Source organism: Mesorhizobium subarcticum (assembly GCF_055456085.1).
Genome location: NZ_CM144237.1, coordinates 1,790,455 through 1,810,888, shown reverse-complemented (window position 1 = coordinate 1,810,888; position 20,434 = coordinate 1,790,455). Strand labels below are relative to the sequence as shown.

Here is a 20,434-nt window from a genome sequence, read left to right as displayed (position 1 = left end):
AAGTCAGCGCCCAAAGAGGAGAAGTGACCCATGACCGGCAAGATTTCAGCACTTGATCTGGCCTCGGGAGAGTTGAGCGACGCGACGAAAGCCTATTTCGCCAAATGCGAGGAGAAGCTCGGCCTCGTCCCCAACGTGCTCAAGGCATACGCCTTCGACGACAAGAAGCTGCGCGCCTTCACCGATATGTACAATGATCTGATGCTGGGTGAGTCCGGCCTGTCGAAGCTGGAGCACGAGATGATCGCGGTCGTCGTCTCCTCCATCAACCATTGCTACTATTGCCAGACCGCGCATGGCGCGGCGGTGCGCCAACTGTCCGGCGACCCGGCGCTCGGCGAAATGATGGTGATGAATTTCCGCGCCGCCGCGCTGTCACAGCGGCAAACGGCGATGCTCGAATTCGCGGTCAAGCTGACTGAGGAGCCGGCTAAGATCGTCGAGGCTGACCGGGCCGCCCTGCGTCAGGCCGGTTTCTCCGACCGCGACATCTGGGACATCGCGTCCACCGCCGCCTTCTTCAACATGTCAAACCGGGTGGCCGCGGCGATCGACATGCGGCCGAACGACGAATACCACGCCATGGCGCGGTGAGGTTTTAGGATCGCGCCGCAATCGCCGCGGCAGCGCCGGCCATCGTCGTGGCGCTGATTCGATTGGCGATCTTCATGGCGCGCTTGCTCTTCAACAGTTTGCGCGCCTGCGAAGCAGCGAGCACCCAGGCGAGATCGATGGCGATCAAAACCACCGCCATGGTCGCCGTCAGCTCGACCCAGCCGACGATGCTGACCGAAGCGAGGTCGATGATGGTCGGCAGCAGCGCCAGGTAGAACATCATGATCTTGGGATTGCCAAGCGTCACCGCCATGCCAGCGAAGAACAGCTTGACGGCCGAATCCTCGCGCGGCATCTCGCCCTCTTTCGCGTCGACAGGCGCCGTCCACATCTTCCAGGCGAGGTAGGCGAGATAGAGGACGCCGACCCATTTCACCACGACAAAGGCGAAATGGAAGGTCTGCGCCACCACGGCCAGTCCGAACACCGCCAGCGACAGCCAGATGCCCTCGCCGATCCACATGGCGAGCAGGAACGGAAACACGTCGCGAAAGCCCTTCGAGATGACGCGCGCGACCAGTGCGGCGATCGACGGGCCGGGCGAACCGGCGGCAACGAACAGAGCGGCGGCGAAGATGAGAAGCGAGGTAAGGTGCATGGGCCTTCCAGCGGTTGAGCGGCGGACGATATCCGATCGACATCACGACTTGCAATGTCGGTGTCGGCAGATTCCGGACCGGCTCAGCTTGCGGTAGTACCTTGACCGCCATGCCTCACTTGCAGTCAGCTCAGTCTTGGCGAGCAAGCGGGAGGGGAGTTTTCGTGGTTGGGCAGGGTTGGCGTGCGGTCGTTCGACGGTTCTCCATGCTGGCTGTCCTGATAGCCGGCATTGTGCTTGGTGAAGCGCCCCTGGCCGTCGCATCGTCGAGGAAGCCGCCGAAGTACGATCACGTCGTTGTCGTGATCATGGAGAACCACACCTTTGACCAGATTTCTCTGGCGGGACGAACTGCTCCCTATTTGAACAAGTTGGCACAAGGCGGCGCGCTGTTCGATCGATCCTACGGGGTCGCTCACCCTAGCCAACCCAATTACTTCGCGCTGTTCAGCGGCTTGACACACGACGTCCATGACGATGGCATGCACAGCTTTGCTGCGCCGAACTTGGCCTCTCGTCTACGGGCTCACGGCAAGACATTTACCGGCTACGTCGAAGCCGGATCGCCGCGAAAGCACAATCCCTGGGAATCGTTTGCGGATACGAAGGGATTTGAGAGGTCTTTCGCCCAGTTCCCTCGCGACTATGCGAAGCTACCATCCGTCAGCTTCGTGATCCCCAATCTCGAAAATGACATGCATGATGGCACTATAGAGGCGGCTGACACCTGGTTGAAAAATCATCTTGGAGGCTACGCCGTTTGGTCGAAGAAGAACCACAGCCTTTTGATCGTGACGTTCGATGAGGACGACTACCATACGGCAAACCATATATTCACCGTATTCTACGGATTTGGAATTGAACGTGGGCGTTACGCTGAAAGGATCGATCATTATTCGGTCCTGCGAACCATTGAAGACATAGAGAGCGTACCTCCGCTGGGCATCAGCGCCATCAGATCAGTGATCGCAAGTGGTTGGAGCCGACGGTAATTTCCCATGGTCCGTCTCCAAATGATCCTTCCCGAATAAAGCCGGAAGCCGTCATTCGTTGGAAGTTACCGCCTCCCTTGCCGTCCTCGCCGGCTACGGCTAGAAGACCCGCCGCGAAACAATTTCGAGCTTCACTTTGCCCCAGTAACCGCCGGTCTCGTCAAATCCCCGACACACCTGATGGCGCCGCATTCGTGGTGCCTGTTTCATGTTCATGTGTTCTTCTGGGCGGCGGTTCGAGACCGGTTTGGCACTGCTGAACCGTTGTCGCGCGCTTTCCGCCAGCGACACCTGACTTCGCCATCTCCGCAGCCTACCGCCACGCCGCGCCCGCATGGGCATCTCGACATTGCCGGCCTGATGAACTTCCCGACGGGAAGGGCTTACCGGCATGTCTTCTATCCTGCGCATCCACTGGGCGATTGCGCCCGAAATCGCACCTCAACCGCTGATCAACTGCAATCGCTGCGGCACTGTGAAGGCTTATCGCTGCAGCGGAAAATTCCGCGTCAACGCCAACGGCAAGCGCATTGACGTCTGGCTGATCTATCGCTGCGTCGATTGCGACAATTCCTGGAATTTCGGCATTTTCGAACGCTGCAACCGCCGCGACATCGAACCGGCGCTGCTGCAGGCGCTCGAAAGCAATGACCCGGGGCTGGCGCGGCGCCATGCCTTCGATGTCATCGCCCTGCGCAATCGGGTGGGGCGTCTCGAGGAGTTCCCGATGTCGTCGTGCACAAGCGGGTGCTCGACGGCATCAGGGAAAGTGCTACGGCTCTGGAACTCCAGCTTGGGCTGGAAATGCCGACATCGCTCCGGCTCGACCGCTTGCTTGCCAATGAACTCGGCATCTCGCGCTCGCGGCTTCAGGTGCTGGAGGAACGGCGCCTGCTGGTGGTCGATCCGGACGGGGCCAGGGCCTTGCGCAAGCCGGTCCGTGCGGGAATGACGGTCCGCGTCGATCTGGCCGGCGAGCCGGACCACGAAGCCATCATCCGCGCGGCCGGCGGCTAAACGAGAGAGGGGCGAAGCATCAGCTGCTCCGCCCCTCATAAACAATCAGAAGTGAGAAAAATTAGGCCGCGCCGACCACCTTGGCCGACTTCTCGAAGCGCTTGCGCTCGTTGGGATCGAGATAGAGCTTGCGCAGCCGGATGGTCTTCGGCGTCACCTCAACGAGCTCGTCGTCCTGGATCCAGGCCAGCGCGCGTTCCAGCGTCATGCGGATCGGCGGCGTCAGCTTGACTGCCTCGTCCTTGCCGGCGGCGCGGATGTTGGTCAGCTTCTTGCCCTTCAGCACGTTCACTTCGAGGTCGTTGTCGCGGGAATGGATGCCGATGATCATGCCCTGATAGACCTTAACGCCCGGATCGATGACCATCGGGCCACGGTCTTCCAGGTTCCACATGGCGTAGGCCACCGCTTCGCCCTGCTCGTTGGAGATCAGCACGCCATTGGTGCGGCCGGGCAGTTCGCCCTTGTAGGGCTCGTAGGCGTGGAACAGCCGGTTCATCACCGCGGTGCCGCGCGTGTCGGTCAACAGTTCCGACTGGTAGCCGATCAGGCCGCGTGTCGGCGCGTGGAAGACGATGCGCTGGCGATTGCCGCCGGACGGGCGCAGTTCGACCATCTCGGCCTTGCGCTCCGACATCTTCTGCACGACGACGCCGGCATGCTCCTCGTCGACGTCGATGACGACTTCCTCGACCGGCTCCATCAATTCGCCGTTCTCGCCCTTCTGCATGACGACGCGCGGACGCGAGACGGCGATTTCAAAGCCTTCGCGGCGCATGGTCTCGATCAGCACGGCAAGCTGCAATTCGCCGCGGCCGGAAACGAAGAAGGAATCCTTGTCGGGCGATTCCTCGATCTTCAGCGCGACATTGCCTTCGGCCTCGCGCAGCAGGCGGTCACGGATGACGCGGCTGGTCACCTTGTCGCCTTCGGTGCCGGCGAGCGGGCTGTCGTTGACAAGGAAGGACATGGTCACGGTTGGAGGGTCGATCGGCTGCGCATGCAGCGCCTCGGTCACCGCGATGTCGCAGAACGTGTCGGCGACGGTGCCCTTCGACAGGCCGGCAATGGCGACGATGTCGCCCGCCTGGGCTTCCTCGATCGGCTGGCGTTCGAGGCCACGGAAGGCAAGGATCTTCGAGATGCGGCCGGTTTCGATCTGTGTGCCGTCATGGTGCAGCACCTTGACCGCCTGGTTGGCCTTCAGCGTGCCCGATTCGATGCGGCCGGTGATGATGCGGCCGAGGAACGGGTTGGCTTCCAGGATGGTACCGATCATGCGAAACGGGCCGGGATGAACCGTCGGCTCCGGCACATGCTTGATGACGAGGTCGAACAGCGGCGCCAGACCCTGATCCTTCGGGCCCTCCGGGTTCTCGGAGACCCAGCCATCGCGGCCCGAACCATAGAGAATTGGGAAATCGAGCTGGTCGTCGGTGGCGTCGAGCGCTGCGAACAGGTCGAACACCTCGTTGACCACCTCGACATGGCGGGCGTCCGGACGGTCGATCTTGTTGATGACGACGATCGGCTTCAGGCCGACCTTGAGCGCCTTGCCGACGACGAATTTGGTCTGCGGCATCGGGCCTTCGGCGGCGTCGACCAGCACGATGGCCGAATCCACCATCGACAGGATGCGCTCGACCTCGCCGCCGAAATCGGCGTGGCCGGGCGTGTCGACGATGTTGATGCGCGTATCCTTCCAGTCGACCGAGGTCGCCTTGGCCAGGATGGTGATGCCGCGTTCCTTTTCGAGGTCATTGGAATCCATGGCGCGTTCGGCGACGCGCTGATTGTCGCGGAAGGAGCCGGATTGCCGGAGCAACTGGTCGACGAGGGTGGTCTTTCCATGGTCGACGTGCGCGATGATCGCGATATTACGAATTTTCATGTTCTGGTCTCGGAAGCGTTGCAGGCAGCAGGCCAAAGGCGCTGCCTCTTTCGGTTGCGCGGCTCATACAGGGTTTTTCGCAGTTGCGAAAGGGGACGCGCGACACCAAATACTCATCAAATCTTAAGCATCTGCGTGTGAGATGATTTTGTTAACCAAGGCGGGAACCATTCAGGTCCCGGGCAGTTCGACCATCATGACCGATAGACTCAACCGATTTTGGCCCCTCATTGCGTCCGCCGCCTTTGCCGTCCTGCTGGCGGTCAACGCCGCGCAGTCGGCTGCCGCGACACAGAAGGGCGCGCGTGCTGTTGCGCAGTCCGACACCCAGACTGCCGAGCAGGCCTTTGCCGATGCGCCTGATGGCGTTGACCCGATGGTGACGGGACCGGTCAGCACCGCCTTCAAGCAGAGGCAAGTCAGCGCCAACTGCGACAGCGCCGTCTGGCCGAACATTCCGATGGTCTGCTACCCGGATTGATAGACCTCGTCCGCACTCAGACGCCAAGGCGTGTTGAGGTTCAGGTCAGGCCGAGTCGAAAACGGTGGATTCCGAGAACCGGAGCGGAGCGTACTTAAGTACGTGAGCACCGGAAGCGCAGGAAGCCGCCGTTTGCAGGCCGGACTCACCTGAATATCGATACGCCTCACGCGGCCTGCGGTTCCGGATCGAATGCCGGCCGGCTGGTGTTGATCAGCAGCGAGATACAGGCGGCGGCTATCGCCGTCATGCCGGCAATCAGGAACGCCAGTTCGTAATTGCCCTGCAGTTCGCGCATGGTGCCGGCGAAGGCGGCGGCGGTGGCGGCACCAACCTGGTGGCCGGCGACGATCCAGCCGAACACGATCGGTCCGCTGCGGTCGCCGAACGCCTCGTTGGCGAGCCGTAGTGTCGGCGGCACGGTGGCAATCCAGTCGAGGCCGTAAAGGATCGCGAAGATAATCAGGCTGGTCGCCGAGAACCCGGAATAGGGCAGATAGATCAGCGACAGGCCGCGAATGGCATAGTAGACGCCGAGCAGCTTGCGCGGATCGAAGCGGTCGGTGAGCCAGCCCGACAGCGTCGTGCCGATCAGGTCGAAAATGCCCATCATCGACAACAGACCGGCGGCCTGCACCTCGCCAATACCCATGTCGCCACAGAAGGCGATCAGATGCGTGCCGACCAGCCCGTTGGTGGTGAAGCCGCAGACGAAGAAGGTGGCGAACAGGTACCAGAACACCCGGGTGCCGGCGGCGCGGCGCAGGGTGTTGAGCGTGTGCGCCAGGAAATTGCCTTGCGATGCGGGCGATGTGGGCGGCACGTCATCGGCCTCGGCGCCATAACGCACCATGCCGATCGAGGCCGGCCGTTCCGGCACCAGCAGCCAGACCAGCGGGGTCAGCGCCGCGGTGGCGATCGCGACCGCGATGACAACCGGCTGCCAGCCACCCGATTGCGCCAATGCGGCGATCAGCGGCAGGAACACCAGCATGCCAGAGGCGCTGGAGGCCGACATCAATCCCATGACAAGACCGCGATTGGTCTTGAACCAGCGGTTGACGATGGTGGCGCCGAGCACGCTGGCAACGGCCCCCGAACCAATGCCCGAGAAGACGCCCCAGGTAATGAACAGATGCCAGGGCTTGGTCATCAGCAGGCTGAGCGCGGTTGAGCCCGACATAATCACCAGCGAGGCAAGCAGCGTGCGGCGCAGCCCGATCCGCTCCATCAGCGCGGCGGCAAACGGACCAGTGAGGCCGTAGAGCAAAATGCCGACACCGGCGGCCAGCGACACGACGTCGCGGCGCCAGCCGAAACTGTTCTCCAGAGGCAGCATCATGACCGCGGGCGCGGAACGCAGCCCGGCCGCGACCAACAGGCAGAGAAAGATGACGCCCACCACAACGAAGGCGTAGCGCTGGCCAAAGGGGCGGGATTGAGCTATCATGTTACTGACCGGTACGTTGCAGGGTGACGCATCTATACGTACCGATCGGTAACACGTCAATCGAGTCCCATCATGCCAACCGACAAAAATATTGAACTGACCATCAGCGATGATCATGCATCGGCGCCGCCCAAGGCCGCCAAGAAGATCCTCGACGTCGCCTATGACCTGTTCTACCGGCGCGGCATCCGTGCGATCGGTGTCGACGAGATCGTCAAACGCGCCGGCGTCACCAAGCCCAGCCTCTATCGCAGCTTTCCCTCCAAGGACGAATTGGCCGCCTCCTATCTCCGGCAATACGATCTCGAATACTGGGAGCGTTTCGACGAGGCGGTGGCGGCTCATCCCGGCGACCCGCGCGCACAGATCAAGGCTTTCCTCACCCGCATCGGCAAGCGCACGCAAGTGGCCGAGTACCGCGGCTGCGGCATGACCAATGCCGCCGTCGAGTATCCCGAACACACCCATCCGGCGCGCGTGGTCAGCGAGGCCAACAAGCAGGAACTGCGCCGCCGGCTGCGCGCCATGGCCGCCGCGATGGGCGCTGACGACGCCGACACGCTCGGCGACGGGCTCCTGCTCCTGATCGAGGGCGCCTATATCAGCGGGCAACTGTTCGGCCTCGGCGGACCGGCGCAGTCGGTCGCCCGCAACGCCGACCTGCTGATCGAAGCAAGCTTGAAGAAATAGCGTTTGGCGGTACGCTGGGACGGCCCGAACCGGAGGTTCCCGTCATGCGTGCCATTCTGATCCCGCTTGCCCTCGCCGGTCTCTGCCAGATGGCGCACGCCGGCGACATATCCAGCGCCTACACCGATCTCGACTCGAAGAAGGATTGCGTGACCTACGCGCAGGCCGGAGAAGGCGAGGGCGACTGGGCCGAACTCGCCTGCTCGGGCTATCGCGGCTATCCCGTGCTGATCGCCTATGACGACGCCCGTGAATCGCTGTTTTACGGTTTTCCGCCCGGCGGCGACATGACGTCCGCCTGGGAGAGTTTTTCCGCCTTCAATTCATCCGGCGCTAAGGTCGAATGGCGCATCGAAACGACCGGCGACAAGGCCGTGCCCTTCGCCGTCATCCACCGCCGCACGGTCAGCAATCCCGAGGATGAGAAAAAGTCGACGGACGTGCTGCTTGTCGCCAAGGTCGGCCAGATGGATGCGCGAGAAAGCTGCACGGTCGGCCTTGTCCTGGCCACCGGCAATCCGCAAGCCAACGACCAGGCGCGAAAACTCGCCGACGAGAAGGCGCGAACCTTTGCCTGCGGCAAGGACCGGCACACCGTGATTGGCAATGTGCCGCCCTTTGGCCGGGTGGATAACTAAGCGGTGGGGCTACTTGCTCGCCTTCGCCCGAGCGATCGCGTCGACGATCATCTTCTTGGCATATTTGGAATCGTGCCAGCCTTCGATCTTGACCCATTTGCCGGGCTCGAGATCCTTGTAGTGCTCGAAGAAGTGCTGCACCTGCTGGCGCGTGATGTCGGGCAACTGCGTGTATTCGGTGACGTTCTCGTAGCGCAGTGTCAGCTTCGGCGACGGCACGGCGATGACCTTTTCGTCCTGGCCGGCATTGTCTTCCATCACCAGCACGCCGATCGGCCGCACATTGATGACGCAGCCCGGCACCAGTGCGCGCGTGTTGCAGACCAGCACGTCGATCGGATCGCCATCGCCCGACAGCGTGTGCGGCACGAAGCCGTAATTGCCGGGGTAACGCATCGAGGTGTGCAGGAAGCGGTCGACGAACAGCGTGCCGGCCTCCTTGTCCATCTCGTACTTGATCGGCTCGCCGCCGATCGGCACTTCGATGATGACGTTGATGTCCTCAGGCGGATTCTTTCCGATGGCTATGGCTTCAATGCGCATGGCTTTGTCCCTCTCTCGATTGAGACGAGATAGCGGGCGGCGCACAATGGCGCAATGCGGCGAATGGTGTTCACGCCCGTCAGGTGAGACGCGATGGCATCAGACGCGTTCAATCATCAGCACAAGATGTTTCAGCGTCGTGATTTCACCGGATACGCACGGCGTATCGGCCTTGGCCTCCGCAACCATCGCTCGACGGTCATTCCCAGACGAAAGCAACCTTCTTCAGCGCCTTCTGCTCGAAGATCTCGACGCCTTCCGCCACATCGCGGCCGCCGGCACCGGCGTAGAAGGCCAGCGCGTTCTGGTTGTCTTCCAGCGCCCACACCACCATGCCTTTCAGGCCATGGTCGGCAAGACGCGCTTTGGCTGCCGAAAACAGCCGCCGGCCGAGGCCGATGCCCTGATATTCCGGGCGCAGGTACAATTCGTAGATCTCGCCTTGCTGCTTGAGCTCCCGGGCCCGGTTCTTGCCGATTGTCGCATAGCCGGCGATCGTGCCGCCGATCTCGACCACCAGAACGGTGGCGGCGCGGCGAATCGCATTCGCCCACCAGTCGGCGCCACGACGGTTGATCATCGATGTCAGCGTACGGTGCGGAATGATGCCGGAATAGGCGCCGCGCCACGCTTCCAGGTGCACTTCGGCGATGGCCTCAGCGTCGCGCGGGTCGGCTTTGCGGATGTCGATCGTCAGCGTATTCATGATTTGTTAACCATAAACCCGCATCGCCCGATTGCAAGAGTCCGAGCGGCCCGCCGGCCGCTTTCTCACAGGCGATCATGACATTGCTGACATCGGGTGGAGCCCGTCCGGAGACAGGCCGGGCCGGCAAAAGCGGCGTCTGCCGGCAAGCTCTCAGATTTCGACGAGGTGGTCGTCGAGCTCGTTGGTGTCGCCCGACGTGACCGGGAAATGCTCGGCCAGAACCGCCCCCACCTGCTCGATCGCCTTGACGAAACCGTCTGCAAGCCGGTCATCGCCGGCATGCGCCGTCAAATCGCGCACCACACCGTCCCAGACATGCTGGCCGACCTTGGCGTCGATGCCCGCATCGGCGACCACCTCGGCATAGCGCTCGGCGATCGAGACGAAGACCAGCACGCCGGTGCGCGCCGTGGTGCGATGGACGTTGCGGGCTAGGAACTGCCTGACCGCATTGGCATGCGCCGCCTGATAGCGCATCCGTCTCGGCACCATGTGGATACGCAGGCCGGGCAGCGCCCACAACAGGGCCAGCACGCAGGCCAGCGCCAGAAGCTCGGCGATGACGAAATGCGGCAGGCGGATGGTGAGCCACCATGCCTCCAGCCCATAGGCGACGGCGAGGCTGACGATCAGCATGCCAAGCGTCGCCATCAGGGCGGCGGGAGCGAAATAGCCGTCGCTGGCATGCGCCACGACGCAGTAGATCTCGCCGTCGGTTTTGGCCTCGGCGGTGCGGATCGCAGCGGCGATGCGCTCATGATCTTGCGGGCTGATCGGTCGTGTTGCCATGATCTTGTCTCACCAGCTTCCTGAAGAACCGCCACCGCCGGACGAGCCGCCGCCGCCCGAAAACCCGCCGCCGCTGCTTGACCCCGACGACCAGCCACTGCTGGAGCTACCCGACGACCAGCCGCTGCTCGACGAACTGGATGTCCAGCCACTGGAACCCGAGGATGAACCGCTCGGCCCCCGGCCGTAACGGAACGTCATGCCCAGCCATTTGTACACGCCTGGCGACAGCTTTGTGCCGAACATCGGCGGCAGGAACGCCATCCCAAGTCCGCCGAAGAACATCGTCGCCCACAGGATCAGGAACGCCGCGACGATGGGATCCATCGGAGCGGCATGGGACGGATTGCGCTTGCCGCGCGCTTCCAGCTCCTCCGGATTGCCTTGCAGCACCATGACCATGTCGTCGACGGCCTTGGAGATACCGCCGGAGAAATCGCCGGCGCGGAAGGCAGGCACCATGTCGTTTTCGATGATCAGCTTGGTGTGCAGATCGGTCAGCGTGCCTTCCAGCCCATAGCCGACCTCGATGCGCATCTTGTGGTCGTTCTTGGCCACCACCAGGAGCACACCATTATTTTCGCCCGCCTGGCCGAGCTTCCAGAAGCGGAACAGCCGGTTGGCATAGGGTTCGATCTCTTCGCCGTCGAGGCTGGGGATAGTGGCGACGACGATCTGGTCGGAACCCTTTTTCTCGAAATCGGCAAGCTTCTGCGTCATCGCCGCCTTGGTCGCGTCATCGATGATGCCAGCATTGTCGACAACACGGCCGGTCAGCGCGGGAAGCTCGGCGGTGAAGGCGGCGAATCCGAAGAGCAGAACCGTTAAAGCCATCAGCACAGCGCTGATTGTCGCTGCCGAACGAGAGGATTTGAACGGTTCCATCGCAAGGATTGTCATCAAGTCACCAACTGCCCGAAGAGCCGCCGCCGCCGGACGAACCGCCACCACCGGAAAAGCCACCACCGCCGCCACCCGATGACCAACCGCCGCCGGAACTCCCTGATCGGGACGACCCGCCGCCGGCCTGGAACGTCGTACCAAGCCAGATGTAGCGCCCGGGACCGATCTTGCGGCCGAACTTCGGCCAGAGCACGCTGATCGCAATGCTGCCGAAGAAGATAATGACCCAGATGCCGATGAAGACGCCGAAGAACAGATTGTCAGTGTTGACCGGCGGCTGCTGATTGCGCTCGCCGCGCGCTATCAGCTCTTCCGGGTTGCCTTCCAGCACCATGACCATGTCGTCGACGGCCTTGGAGATGCCGCCGGAGAAATCACCGGCGCGGAAGGCCGGCACCATGTCGTTTTCGATGATCAGCTTGGTGTGAAGATCGGTCAGCGTGCCTTCCAGCCCGTAGCCGACCTCGATGCGCATCTTGTGATCGTTCGGCACGACCAGCAGCAACACGCCGTTGTTCTCCTTGGCCTGGCCGAGTTTCCAGAAGCGGAACAGCCGGTTGGCATAGGGTTCGATCTCCTCGCCGTCGAGGCTGGGGATGGTGGCGACGACGATCTGGTCCGAGCCCTTGGTCTCGAAGTCGGCGAGTTTTTGCGTCAGCGCTGCCTTGGTCCCGGCATCGATGATGCCGGCATTGTCGACAACACGGCCCGTGAGCGCCGGCAGGTCCGCGGCGAGGGCCGTGAAGCCGACGAGCAAGACCGCCATGGCCACCAAGGCAGCGGCTGTCAGAGTCACGAAACGGCTGTGCCGGGAGGAGACGTAAGCTGTCATGTCTTCACCCGCCGCCTTCCAGCACCAGGATAATCTCATCAACGGCTTTGGAAATGCCGCCGGAGAAATCGCCGGCACGGAAGGCCTGCACCATGTCGTTTTCGATGATCCGCTTGCTCTGCAGATTGGTGAGCGTGCCTTCCAGCCCATAGCCGACCTCGATGCGCATCTTGCGATCGTTCAGCACCACCAGCAACAGCACGCCGTTGTTCTCCTTGGCCTGGCCGAGTTTCCATAGATTGAACAGCCGGGTGGCGTAGGGTTCGATCTCCTCGCCGTCGAGGCTGGGAATGGTGGCGACGACGATCTGGTCGGAACCCTTTGTCTCGAAGTCGGCAAGCTTTTGCGTCAGCGCCGCCTCGGTCGCGGCGTCGATAATGCCGGCATTATCGACGACCCGGCCGGTGAGCGCCGGAAGATCGGCGGCGAAGGCGGTTAGGGGCAGGAAAAGGATGCAGGCAAGAAGGCCAAGAAGAGTGAGGTAAACGCGAGGCCCCCCTCTCTGTCCTGCCGGACATCTCCCCCTCAAAGGGGGAGATTGGCGGCGTCGCTGCCGGCTCTTATTTTGAGAGGTTGAAAATTGGCGAAAGCTTGGACCACGACCGATCTCCCCCCTTGAGGGGGAGATGTCCGGCAGGACAGAGGGGGGTGTTTGCACGCCAGCGGTCCGTCTTGTGGTAAAGAGACGCTCAGCCGATTTCCCGGTTCAACCGCCCTGCTTCGTACCGAAATCGACCTTCGGCGGCTGCATCTTGTCTTCGTCGACGGTGAAATTGGCGTAGGGCTCGTTGCTGCGGAACCAGAAGGTCGCCCACAGTACCGACGGGAAGGTCTTCAGCGTCAGATTGTAGTCCCTGACCGCCTGGATGTAGTCGCGCCGCGCCACCGCGATGCGGTTCTCGGTGCCCTCGAGCTGCGCCTGCAGCGCCAGGAAATTCTGGTTGGCCTTGAGATCGGGGTAGGCCTCTGACACCGCGATCAGCCGCGACAGCGCGCTGGTCAGCCCGGCCTGGGCGTCCTGGAACTTCTTGAGGGCTTCGGGATCCTTCAGCGTTTCCGGCGTCACCGTGATCTGCGTCGCCTTGGCGCGCGCCTCGACCACCGCGTCGAGCGTGTCCTTTTCATGCGCGGCATAGCCTTTGACCGTCTCGACCAGGTTGGGAATGAGGTCGGCGCGGCGCTGGTACTGGTTCAGCACCTCGCTCCATGCCGCCTTGGCGTTTTCCTCCGCCGTCGGGATCGTGTTGTAGCCGCAGCCGGCAAGCAGCGGCAACACGATTGCCATCATCAGGAAGGCGGGCAGCGTGCGGAATGTCGATGGTCGAGCAAGGCGCTGGGCAAGCATGATGGGGTCCCTCGGCAGAAGTTGCATGCGAAGCATTACCACAATCGGCGCGCAAGAAAACCGCCACGGGCAGCAACGGCCGGCCCGGAACGCCCCGCGCCTCGCAAGGCCCTGTGATTGGCCGCGCGAAAGCGATAAGGTCCGATCAAAACGGGACATCATCATGGCGGAACGCCAGGACAGCGACAGGGAATCGCGCCGTATCCTCGAGCGCGTCGCGCGCGAAACGGATCCGTCCGGTACCTCGTTTGTGGCGCGGACCACGAAAGGCGTGCGCGACCACGTCGCCGCGGCCGATGCCGACCGCGACGATCCGATCGAAATCTGGGGCACCCGCATTGGCCGAACAATCGGCCTGCTTCTGACGCTGGGCCTGATGGTCTGGCTCGTGCTTTACGTCATCCGGGGCAGTTAGGAATCAAAGAACAATGAGCGCCGAGCAAACCGACGCGCCGCGTGCGGTCATCGTCATTTCCAGCCATGTCGTGCGCGGTTCGGTCGGCAACCGTGCCGCCGTGTTTGCGCTGGAAACGCTGGGCTTTCCGGTCTGGGCCGTGCCCACGGTCACGCTGCCATGGCATCCCGGCCACGGGCGGGCGACACGCATCGTGCCGCCGCTCGACCAGTTCAAGGCGCTGATGGCCGATCTGGAGCGTGCGCCATGGCTGGGCGAGGTCGGCGCCGTACTGTCGGGCTATCTCGGCGAGGCCGGCCAGGCCGAGGCCGTCGCCTCGCTGGTTGCCGCCGTCAAGGCGAGGACGCCGGACGCCGTCTATATCTGCGATCCGGTGATGGGTGACTCCGGCGGTCTCTATGTGCCCGAGCCCACCGCCGCCGCCATGCGCGACCGGCTGATGCCGATTGCCGACATCGCCACCCCCAACCGTTTCGAGCTGGAATGGATGGCCGGCGTCCCCTTGCCGGACCTGAAATCGGTGATCTCGGCGGCACTCCATGCCGGACCATCGACCATGCTGGTCACCTCGGCACAGTCGATGATTTCAGGCGGCACCGGCAATCTGCTGCTCGACGGCACCCAGGCGCTGCTCGCCGAACACCGCCTGATCGACAAGCCGCCGAACGGCCTGGGTGATCTCACGGCCGCCGTCTATCTGGCGCGCATCCTCTCCGGCCAGCCGCCGATCAAGGCGCTGCAGTCGACCACGGCGGCGGTCTACGAGATCCTGGCGCGCACTGCAAAACGCGGCGGCGACGAGTTGCAGCTCGAAACTGATGCGCAGAGCCTGTCGCACCCGATGGCCATGGTGCAGCTGCGCCACCTCACGCATCCGGGGCGGGACCGCCGGGCGTGACTTCGGCCGGGGTCGTGCTGGTCGGCGCCGATGGCTGCAAGGCCGGCTGGATTGCTGTGAGGCGCGCGCCTGGCGCTTCGCCGACCATCGAGGTCTTCGCCAGCTTCGCTGCACTGCTCGCGGCAATTCCCGATGATGCAGTCATCGCCGTCGACATGCCGATCGGCCTGCCGGAATTTTCGAGCAAAGGCGGGCGCGGACCGGAGGCACTGGTGCGGCCGCTGCTTGGCGCACGCCAATCCAGCGTCTTTTCGATCCCGTCCCGCGCCGCGCTCTATGCCGATACGCAGGACTTCACCACAATCGAAGCCTGGTACGCGGCGCATCGCAAAGCAAGCGAGGTGGCCAGGAGCACATCCGATCCGCCGCGCGGCGTTTCCATCCAGGCCTTTGGCATCTTTGCGAAAATCCGCGAGATCGACACATTGCTGATCGCGCGGCGTGATCTGCGCGGCCGGGTCTTCGAATCGCATCCGGAGGTCGCCTTCTGCCGCCTGAACGGCGACCAGGCCATGCAATTGCCGAAGAAGATCAAGGGAGGCGTCAATCCGGCCGGCATGGCGGAGCGCAAGGCGCTGCTGTGCCGGCACGGCTATGCCATGGACTTCCTCGACCAGCCGCCGCCGCGCGGTGCGGCCGCCGATGATTTCCTCGATGCGGCCGTCATGATGCTGATCGCCGGCCGCATCGCCAGCGGCAAGGCCAAGCCGTTTCCGGACCCGCCACTCGCTGACGGTTTTGGCATACCGGTCGCCATCTGGGCATGACAGTGTCGGCGGGCGTCATGCGTTCGAGCGTGGCATTTATGGCGAGCCCCCACAATTCTGCATTGCTCGTGACGCGCTTTTGCCGTTAGAGCCTTTCTTGAACCGCAAAGAGCTGCCGCCTCCAACCTGGAAAGCCGCCCATGCCTCATCTTCCCGACCACCTCCTCGCCGGCTACCGCAATTTCATGAATGGCCGCTACCTCACCGAGAGCGGCCGCTATCGCGAGCTCGCCCGGGAGGGGCAGGCCCCGGAAACCATGATCGTTGCCTGTTGCGATTCGCGCTCGGCCCCCGAAGCGATCTTCGACGCCGGGCCGGGCGAACTCTTCGTGTTGCGCAATGTCGGCAATCTGGTGCCGCCCTACGAGCCGGATGGCGAGTTCCATTCGACCTCGGCCGCGCTCGAATTCGCGGTGCAGAGCCTCAAGGTCAAGAACATCGTCGTCATGGGCCACGGCCGCTGCGGCGGCATCCGCGCCGCGCTCGACCCGAATTCCGCGCCGCTGTCCCCCGGCGATTTCATCGGCAAGTGGATGAGCCTGATCGCGCCGGCGGCCGAAACCGTCTCCTCCAGCACCTTCATGACGGCAACGGAGCGCCAGACAGCCCTTGAGCGCATCTCGATCCGCTATTCCATCGCCAACCTCAGGACCTTTCCCTGTGTCTCGATCCTAGAGGGCAAGGGTCGACTGTCGCTGCACGGGGCCTGGTTTGACATTTCGACCGGCGAACTCTGGGCAATGAACAAGGAGACTGGCGATTTCGAGCGGCCGGTGCTGGAATGAACATAGCAGTGCGCCAGGTGATGAACGTCCGCTCGGTCGTTTTCACGGCGGCCGCACTGCTCATAGCGATCATCGCCGCCCGCGCCGATGACGGCGCCATCATCAGCCGCTGGTACTCGGCGCTGCTGGTCGCCGACCGCACCGAACTTGCCGACCTGCTTGCCGATGATGTGCGCATCAAACTCGATGACCTCGGCATCGTCCAGAGCAAGCAGGAGTTCATCACCTCGCTCGACGAATGGAAAGGTGCTGTTGCCGGTGCCGCGATCCGCCACCGGATCGAGAAGAGCGAGGGCGGCGTCACCACGGTGATCGCCTGCTACGACTTCCCCGACAATGACGTGCTGATGCAGGAAACCTTCGCGGTGGCCGACAACCGAATCACCGCCAGCTCGCAAGCGGCTATCGCGGAAAACTGCGAGGGCTTCTGAAGCGGATCGGCCGACTGCCATATTGCGAGCCTGCGAACCGCGTCCTACATCGGTGACACCCCCTCCTCCTTAATGCCAGCGAAAGACCTCCATGCCCTCCACAAAAGCCGTCGACCTCGCCGCCCATCCGCTGACCGCGTGGCAAGGGCCGCTCGGCCTGCCCGATTTTGCCCATATCGGCGACGGCGATTTTTCCGCGGTCTTCGACGCTGCGCTGAACGCGCATGAGGCCGAGATCGACGCGATCGCCACCAACGCGGACGCGCCGACCATCGAGAACACGCTTGAAGCGCTGGAGCTTGGCGGCGAGGCGCTCGATCATGTGTCGTCGATCTTCTGGTGCCGTGCCGGTGCTTACACCAACGACGCGATCCAGGCGCTGGAGCGCGACATCTCGCCAAAAATGTCGAGGCATTTCTCGGCAATCTCGATGAACGAGAGACTGTTTGCCCGCATCGACGACCTCTATCAACGCCGCGAGAGCCTCGGCCTCGACGCCGAGACCCTGCGGGTGCTGGAAAAGACCTGGAAAGGTTTTGTCCGCTCCGGTGCCAAGCTCGATGCCGAGGGCAAGAAGCGGCTGGCCAAGATCAGCGAGGAGCTGTCCTCGCTCGGCACGACATTCGGCCAGAACGTGCTGGCCGACGAGCGCGACTGGGCGCTGTTCCTCGACGTATCAGACCTTGCCGGCCTGCCGGATTTCGTCAGGAGTTCGATGGCCGAGGCCGCCGAGATGCGTGGCCAGAAGGGCCGCTACGCCGTCACCCTGTCGCGCTCGATCTATGAGCCGTTCACGACCTTCTCTGAACGCCGCGACCTGCGCGAGATCGCCTTCCGCGCCTTCACCATGCGCGGCCAGAATGGCGGCGCCACCGACAACACGTCCGTGGTGCGCGACATGCTGAAGCTGCGAGCCGAAAAGGCAAATCTGCTCGGCTACGCCTCCTTTGCCGCGCTGAAGCTCGACGACACCATGGCCAAGACGCCAAAGGCGGTGCATGCGCTGCTCGATCCCGTCTGGGAAAAGGCGCTGGAGAAGGCCGCCGCCGACCAAAAGGAATTGGAGCGCCTGGCGGCGGAAGCCGGCAGCAACGAGAAATTCGCCGCCTGGGACTGGCGCTTCTACCAGGAGAAGTTGCGCGCCGAAAAATTCGCTTTCGATGAGGCCGAGCTGAAACCCTACCTGCAGCTCGACCGCATCATCGACGCCTGCTTCGACGTGGCGACCAGATTGTTCGGCATCACCTTCGAGGAGAAGAAAGGCATTGCCGCCTGGCACCCCGACGCGCGTGTCTTCGTGGTGAAAAACGCCGACGGCAGCGAGCGCGGCCTGTTCCTTGCCGATTACTTCGCGCGGCCCTCGAAGCGTTCCGGCGCCTGGATGAGCGCGCTGAAGTCCGGCTACAAGCTCGGCCATGGCTCGAAGCCGGTGATCTACAACGTCATGAATTTCGCCAAGCCGCCGGCAGGTGAGCCAGCACTGCTGTCGGTCGATGAGGCGAAAACGCTGTTCCATGAATTTGGCCACGCGCTGCATGGCATGCTGACCGATGTCACCTGGCCGTCGGTCGCCGGCACTGCAGTGAGCCGCGATTTCGTCGAACTGCCCTCGCAGCTCTACGAGCATTGGCTGACGGTGCCGGCGGTGCTCGAGAAGCACGCACTGCACGTCAAGACCGGCAAGCCGATGCCGAAGGCGCTGCTCGACAAGATGCTGGCCACGCGCACGTTCGGCGCCGGCTTCGCCACCGTCGAATTCACGTCCTCCGCCTTGATGGACATGGCCTATCACGCTCGGCCCGACGCCCCGGCAGAGCCGCTTCGTTTCGAAGCCGAAACGTTGGCAAAGCTCGACATGCCCGACACCATCGCGATGCGTCACCGCACACCGCATTTCGGCCACGTCTTTTCGGGCGACGGCTACTCGGCCGGCTACTATTCCTACATGTGGTCGGAAGTGCTCGACGCCGACGCCTTCGCCGCCTTCGAGGAGACCGGCGATCCCTTCAATCCGGCGCTGGCCGAGCGGCTGCGGAATAACATCTACGCCGCCGGCGGCTCGAAGGACCCTGAAGATCTCTACACGGCATTCCGCGGCAAGATGCCGTCGCCGGAAGCGATGATGGTGAAGCGGGGGCTGGTCTGATTAGCCGCCCTCGGCACCCTTCCAAGGATCCGCCACCCGCGGCCACACCGGCCGCGTCAGCTTCCTGTAATCGGTCACAGCCGGATTGCTCGGATAGGAACTCGGCGCCGAGACATAGATGATCTCGGCTGCGATCGGCTCGAAGCCGGCGTAGAAATGATTGGTCGACTTGATCAGCAAGATATCCTTGGCCAGCGGATCGACGCCGATGTTGGAAAAAATATCCGGCTCGAAGGTCTGGGTGCGGTTGGTGTTGAGGATGATGTCGACCTCGGTGCCCTCGATGCGGACCAGCGCGGTCGGCCCAAGCGTCACTCGGCTCGGCCCGAAGCTCTGCCATCCCTCAGCGACGGCGTTCAGCACACGCACGCGCGCGTCGATCGGCTCGCCGGCCTGCGGGCCGGCCTTGCCGCCGAAGCGCAGGTCGATGACGGCGCCTTCGCCGGCCGCCAGGCAGAAGGTCACGGCGATCGGATCCCAGATCGTCGCAACACCGAACCTGTCCAGGCCCCGCGCCAGCATCTGGCGCAGCACGAAAGTGCCGTCACCGGGGACGCCGCCGCCGGGATTGTCCCAGATGTCGGCGATGACCACCGGCTTGCCCGGATTGTCAGCGTGAACGGTCAGCGCCCGGTCGATGCCGTCATCGGTGTTCAGCATCGTCATCGCCGCCTTTTCGCGCAGCGCGTAAAGCTCGCGTCCCAGCCGCTCCGCCAGTGCATCGCCCTTGGCCTTGTTGTTGTCGGTGACGACGAGGATGCGCGTGCCCATTTCTGGCACATCGGCCGCCATGAAGCCGTGGATGACCGAGACCGACAACACGCCGTCCTTGCCGTGCAGCGCCTTGATGCGGTCGACGAAGGAGCGCATCGGCTCACGGCTGGTCGGCAGCACCTGGATCATGCGGCAGTCGAAGGTTGAAATCACAGGCTTGATCTCGCCGCGCGCCGCCGCAAGCCCAAGCTCGACGACATGCTCGCCGCGCTCATAGAAATCGGTGTGCGGGAATTCGAGGAAATAGGCCATGATATCGCATGCCGCCACGCGCTTGGGCGTCAGATGGCTGTGCGGATCGAACTCGGAAGCGATCACCACTCCAGGCCCGACGATTGCCCGCACATTTTCCAGCAGATCGCCTTCGCAATCGTCATAGCCCTGCGCCACCATGGCGCCGTGCAGGCCGAGGATGACCGCATCGACCGGGAGTGCTGCCCTCAACTGGTCGAGGATCTCGTCGCGCAGCGCCTCATAGGTCTGCCGCTGCACCAGACCGCCGGGCTCCGCCCATGTCGCGGTGCCTTCGATCACGGTCAACCCCTCCTTCGCCGCGCGCCGGCGCAAGGCGACGATCGGCGAGGAACACAGCGTCGGTGTCTCCGGATGCCTGCCCGGCGCGGCATAGAACGCCATCTCGAACGAGGCCCGGTCGGTCGGCACCGGCGAGAAGGTGTTGGTTTCCGTCGCCAGCGAGGCGGTGAAGATGCGCATGCACAGTTTTC

At 63.3% G+C, this 20,434-nt stretch carries 22 protein-coding genes and 2 pseudogenes; 13 read left to right on the top strand and 11 right to left on the bottom strand.

Features of this window, described 5'->3' with window-relative positions; translation table 11 throughout:
* Positions 1 to 30 precede the first annotated feature (30 nt).
* The gene (locus tag ACZYHG_RS08800; protein ID WP_464613451.1) at positions 31 to 594 is read left to right on the top strand and encodes a peroxidase-related enzyme; all 564 of its coding nucleotides are present in this window, start codon (positions 31 to 33) and stop codon (positions 592 to 594) included.
* Positions 595 to 598: 4 nt separating this feature from the next.
* Here ACZYHG_RS08800 and ACZYHG_RS08795 read toward each other — a convergent pair whose 3' ends face one another.
* Positions 599 to 1,213, bottom strand: coding sequence for a LysE family translocator (locus ACZYHG_RS08795; protein WP_464613450.1), 615 nt, complete (start codon positions 1,211 to 1,213; stop codon positions 599 to 601).
* Between the two features lie 206 nt (positions 1,214 to 1,419).
* On the opposite strand from ACZYHG_RS08795, the gene ACZYHG_RS08790 reads away from it, so the two are divergent.
* The 3 genes and pseudogenes from ACZYHG_RS08790 (at position 1,420) to ACZYHG_RS08780 (ending at position 3,222) form a co-directional block, all read left to right on the top strand.
* On the top strand, positions 1,420 to 2,205 hold the full coding sequence (locus ACZYHG_RS08790; protein ID WP_464613449.1) for an alkaline phosphatase family protein: 786 nt from the start codon (positions 1,420 to 1,422) through the stop codon (positions 2,203 to 2,205).
* Positions 2,206 to 2,596: 391 nt separating this feature from the next.
* Positions 2,597 to 2,860: pseudogene (locus ACZYHG_RS08785) on the top strand (DUF1062 domain-containing protein); the annotation flags it as partial.
* An 80-nt stretch (positions 2,861 to 2,940) separates the two neighbouring features.
* A complete protein-coding gene (locus ACZYHG_RS08780) occupies positions 2,941 to 3,222 on the top strand; it encodes a DUF1062 domain-containing protein (protein ID WP_464613448.1) in 282 nt (93 codons plus the stop codon).
* 61 nt (positions 3,223 to 3,283) lie between these two features.
* Here the strand turns inward: ACZYHG_RS08780 and typA are convergent, their stop codons facing one another.
* Complete coding sequence (typA, locus tag ACZYHG_RS08775; protein WP_464613447.1) at positions 3,284 to 5,113, bottom strand: translational GTPase TypA; 1,830 nt, start codon at positions 5,111 to 5,113, stop codon at positions 3,284 to 3,286.
* A gap of 196 nt (positions 5,114 to 5,309) precedes the next feature.
* Here typA and ACZYHG_RS08770 point away from each other — a divergent pair, with 196 nt between their 5' ends.
* Positions 5,310 to 5,594 carry a hypothetical protein gene (locus ACZYHG_RS08770; RefSeq protein WP_245268857.1) on the top strand — a complete coding sequence of 95 codons (285 nt, stop codon included), beginning with the start codon at positions 5,310 to 5,312 and terminating at the stop codon, positions 5,592 to 5,594.
* Between the two features lie 166 nt (positions 5,595 to 5,760).
* Here ACZYHG_RS08770 and ACZYHG_RS08765 read toward each other — a convergent pair whose 3' ends face one another.
* Complete coding sequence (locus tag ACZYHG_RS08765) at positions 5,761 to 7,044, bottom strand: MFS transporter (RefSeq protein WP_464613446.1); 1,284 nt, start codon at positions 7,042 to 7,044, stop codon at positions 5,761 to 5,763.
* A 72-nt stretch (positions 7,045 to 7,116) separates the two neighbouring features.
* Between ACZYHG_RS08765 and ACZYHG_RS08760 the strand changes: the two genes are divergently transcribed.
* Positions 7,117 to 7,734 carry a TetR/AcrR family transcriptional regulator gene (locus tag ACZYHG_RS08760; protein WP_464613445.1) on the top strand — a complete coding sequence of 206 codons (618 nt, stop codon included), beginning with the start codon at positions 7,117 to 7,119 and terminating at the stop codon, positions 7,732 to 7,734.
* Positions 7,735 to 7,778: 44 nt separating this feature from the next.
* Positions 7,779 to 8,372 (top strand): hypothetical protein, encoded by a 594-nt coding sequence (locus tag ACZYHG_RS08755; RefSeq protein WP_464613444.1) that lies wholly within the window; start codon positions 7,779 to 7,781, stop codon positions 8,370 to 8,372.
* A gap of 9 nt (positions 8,373 to 8,381) precedes the next feature.
* Here the strand turns inward: ACZYHG_RS08755 and ppa are convergent, their stop codons facing one another.
* The 7 genes and pseudogenes from ppa to ACZYHG_RS08720 all read right to left on the bottom strand — a co-directional run bounded on the left by ppa (position 8,382) and on the right by ACZYHG_RS08720 (position 13,493).
* The gene (gene ppa / locus ACZYHG_RS08750; protein ID WP_195177685.1) at positions 8,382 to 8,915 is read right to left on the bottom strand and encodes an inorganic diphosphatase; all 534 of its coding nucleotides are present in this window, start codon (positions 8,913 to 8,915) and stop codon (positions 8,382 to 8,384) included.
* Between the two features lie 199 nt (positions 8,916 to 9,114).
* Positions 9,115 to 9,621 carry a GNAT family N-acetyltransferase gene (locus ACZYHG_RS08745; RefSeq protein ID WP_027031766.1) on the bottom strand — a complete coding sequence of 169 codons (507 nt, stop codon included), beginning with the start codon at positions 9,619 to 9,621 and terminating at the stop codon, positions 9,115 to 9,117.
* Between the two features lie 153 nt (positions 9,622 to 9,774).
* Positions 9,775 to 10,413, bottom strand: coding sequence for a TPM domain-containing protein (locus tag ACZYHG_RS08740; protein ID WP_464613443.1), 639 nt, complete (start codon positions 10,411 to 10,413; stop codon positions 9,775 to 9,777).
* Between the two features lie 9 nt (positions 10,414 to 10,422).
* A complete protein-coding gene (locus ACZYHG_RS08735; protein WP_464613442.1) occupies positions 10,423 to 11,313 on the bottom strand; it encodes a TPM domain-containing protein in 891 nt (296 codons plus the stop codon).
* Positions 11,314 to 11,317: 4 nt separating this feature from the next.
* A complete protein-coding gene (locus tag ACZYHG_RS08730; protein WP_464613441.1) occupies positions 11,318 to 12,082 on the bottom strand; it encodes a TPM domain-containing protein in 765 nt (254 codons plus the stop codon).
* Between the two features lie 79 nt (positions 12,083 to 12,161).
* Positions 12,162 to 12,677: pseudogene (locus tag ACZYHG_RS08725) on the bottom strand (TPM domain-containing protein); the annotation flags it as partial.
* A gap of 177 nt (positions 12,678 to 12,854) precedes the next feature.
* On the bottom strand, positions 12,855 to 13,493 hold the full coding sequence (locus tag ACZYHG_RS08720) for a LemA family protein (protein WP_027031770.1): 639 nt from the start codon (positions 13,491 to 13,493) through the stop codon (positions 12,855 to 12,857).
* 163 nt (positions 13,494 to 13,656) lie between these two features.
* Between ACZYHG_RS08720 and ACZYHG_RS08715 the strand changes: the two genes are divergently transcribed.
* The 6 genes from ACZYHG_RS08715 (at position 13,657) to ACZYHG_RS08690 (ending at position 18,935) form a co-directional block, all read left to right on the top strand.
* Complete coding sequence (locus tag ACZYHG_RS08715; RefSeq protein ID WP_464613440.1) at positions 13,657 to 13,908, top strand: hypothetical protein; 252 nt, start codon at positions 13,657 to 13,659, stop codon at positions 13,906 to 13,908.
* A 13-nt stretch (positions 13,909 to 13,921) separates the two neighbouring features.
* Entirely contained in the window at positions 13,922 to 14,806 is an 885-nt protein-coding gene (gene pdxY, locus ACZYHG_RS08710) for a pyridoxal kinase PdxY (RefSeq protein WP_027031772.1), read from the top strand.
* Entirely contained in the window at positions 14,803 to 15,573 is a 771-nt protein-coding gene (locus ACZYHG_RS08705) for a DUF429 domain-containing protein (RefSeq protein ID WP_464613439.1), read from the top strand. Before pdxY ends, ACZYHG_RS08705 begins: the two co-directional genes overlap by 4 nt.
* Positions 15,574 to 15,713: 140 nt before the next feature.
* Complete coding sequence (locus ACZYHG_RS08700) at positions 15,714 to 16,358, top strand: carbonic anhydrase (protein ID WP_464613438.1); 645 nt, start codon at positions 15,714 to 15,716, stop codon at positions 16,356 to 16,358.
* Entirely contained in the window at positions 16,355 to 16,789 is a 435-nt protein-coding gene (locus ACZYHG_RS08695) for a nuclear transport factor 2 family protein (protein ID WP_464613437.1), read from the top strand. The genes ACZYHG_RS08700 and ACZYHG_RS08695 overlap by 4 nt, the downstream gene beginning before the upstream one ends.
* 91 nt (positions 16,790 to 16,880) lie before the next feature.
* Positions 16,881 to 18,935: a M3 family metallopeptidase gene (locus tag ACZYHG_RS08690; protein ID WP_464613436.1), complete on the top strand. Its 2,055-nt coding sequence runs from the start codon at positions 16,881 to 16,883 to the stop codon at positions 18,933 to 18,935.
* Here the strand turns inward: ACZYHG_RS08690 and ACZYHG_RS08685 are convergent, their stop codons facing one another.
* Positions 18,936 to 20,423 (bottom strand): M81 family metallopeptidase, encoded by a 1,488-nt coding sequence (locus ACZYHG_RS08685; RefSeq protein WP_464613435.1) that lies wholly within the window; start codon positions 20,421 to 20,423, stop codon positions 18,936 to 18,938.
* Positions 20,424 to 20,434: the final 11 nt, after the last annotated feature.

Excerpts from the sequence above, each read along its gene's own strand:
- ACZYHG_RS08800 (WP_464613451.1), top strand. The coding sequence starts at position 31 with ATGACCGGCAAGATTTCAGCACTTGATCTGGCCTCGGGAGAGTTGAGC.
- ACZYHG_RS08795 (WP_464613450.1), bottom strand. The coding sequence starts at position 1,213 with ATGCACCTTACCTCGCTTCTCATCTTCGCCGCCGCTCTGTTCGTTGCC.
- ACZYHG_RS08790 (WP_464613449.1), top strand. The coding sequence starts at position 1,420 with ATGCTGGCTGTCCTGATAGCCGGCATTGTGCTTGGTGAAGCGCCCCTG.
- typA (WP_464613447.1), bottom strand. The coding sequence starts at position 5,113 with ATGAAAATTCGTAATATCGCGATCATCGCGCACGTCGACCATGGAAAG.
- ACZYHG_RS08770 (WP_245268857.1), top strand. The coding sequence starts at position 5,310 with ATGACCGATAGACTCAACCGATTTTGGCCCCTCATTGCGTCCGCCGCC.
- ACZYHG_RS08765 (WP_464613446.1), bottom strand. The coding sequence starts at position 7,044 with ATGATAGCTCAATCCCGCCCCTTTGGCCAGCGCTACGCCTTCGTTGTG.
- ACZYHG_RS08760 (WP_464613445.1), top strand. The coding sequence starts at position 7,117 with ATGCCAACCGACAAAAATATTGAACTGACCATCAGCGATGATCATGCA.
- ACZYHG_RS08755 (WP_464613444.1), top strand. The coding sequence starts at position 7,779 with ATGCGTGCCATTCTGATCCCGCTTGCCCTCGCCGGTCTCTGCCAGATG.
- ppa (WP_195177685.1), bottom strand. The coding sequence starts at position 8,915 with ATGCGCATTGAAGCCATAGCCATCGGAAAGAATCCGCCTGAGGACATC.
- ACZYHG_RS08745 (WP_027031766.1), bottom strand. The coding sequence starts at position 9,621 with ATGAATACGCTGACGATCGACATCCGCAAAGCCGACCCGCGCGACGCT.
- ACZYHG_RS08740 (WP_464613443.1), bottom strand. The coding sequence starts at position 10,413 with ATGGCAACACGACCGATCAGCCCGCAAGATCATGAGCGCATCGCCGCT.
- ACZYHG_RS08735 (WP_464613442.1), bottom strand. The coding sequence starts at position 11,313 with ATGACAATCCTTGCGATGGAACCGTTCAAATCCTCTCGTTCGGCAGCG.
- ACZYHG_RS08730 (WP_464613441.1), bottom strand. The coding sequence starts at position 12,082 with ATGGCGGTCTTGCTCGTCGGCTTCACGGCCCTCGCCGCGGACCTGCCG.
- ACZYHG_RS08720 (WP_027031770.1), bottom strand. The coding sequence starts at position 13,493 with ATGCTTGCCCAGCGCCTTGCTCGACCATCGACATTCCGCACGCTGCCC.
- ACZYHG_RS08715 (WP_464613440.1), top strand. The coding sequence starts at position 13,657 with ATGGCGGAACGCCAGGACAGCGACAGGGAATCGCGCCGTATCCTCGAG.
- pdxY (WP_027031772.1), top strand. The coding sequence starts at position 13,922 with ATGAGCGCCGAGCAAACCGACGCGCCGCGTGCGGTCATCGTCATTTCC.
- ACZYHG_RS08700 (WP_464613438.1), top strand. The coding sequence starts at position 15,714 with ATGCCTCATCTTCCCGACCACCTCCTCGCCGGCTACCGCAATTTCATG.
- ACZYHG_RS08695 (WP_464613437.1), top strand. The coding sequence starts at position 16,355 with ATGAACATAGCAGTGCGCCAGGTGATGAACGTCCGCTCGGTCGTTTTC.
- ACZYHG_RS08690 (WP_464613436.1), top strand. The coding sequence starts at position 16,881 with ATGCCCTCCACAAAAGCCGTCGACCTCGCCGCCCATCCGCTGACCGCG.
- ACZYHG_RS08685 (WP_464613435.1), bottom strand. The coding sequence starts at position 20,423 with ATGCGCATCTTCACCGCCTCGCTGGCGACGGAAACCAACACCTTCTCG.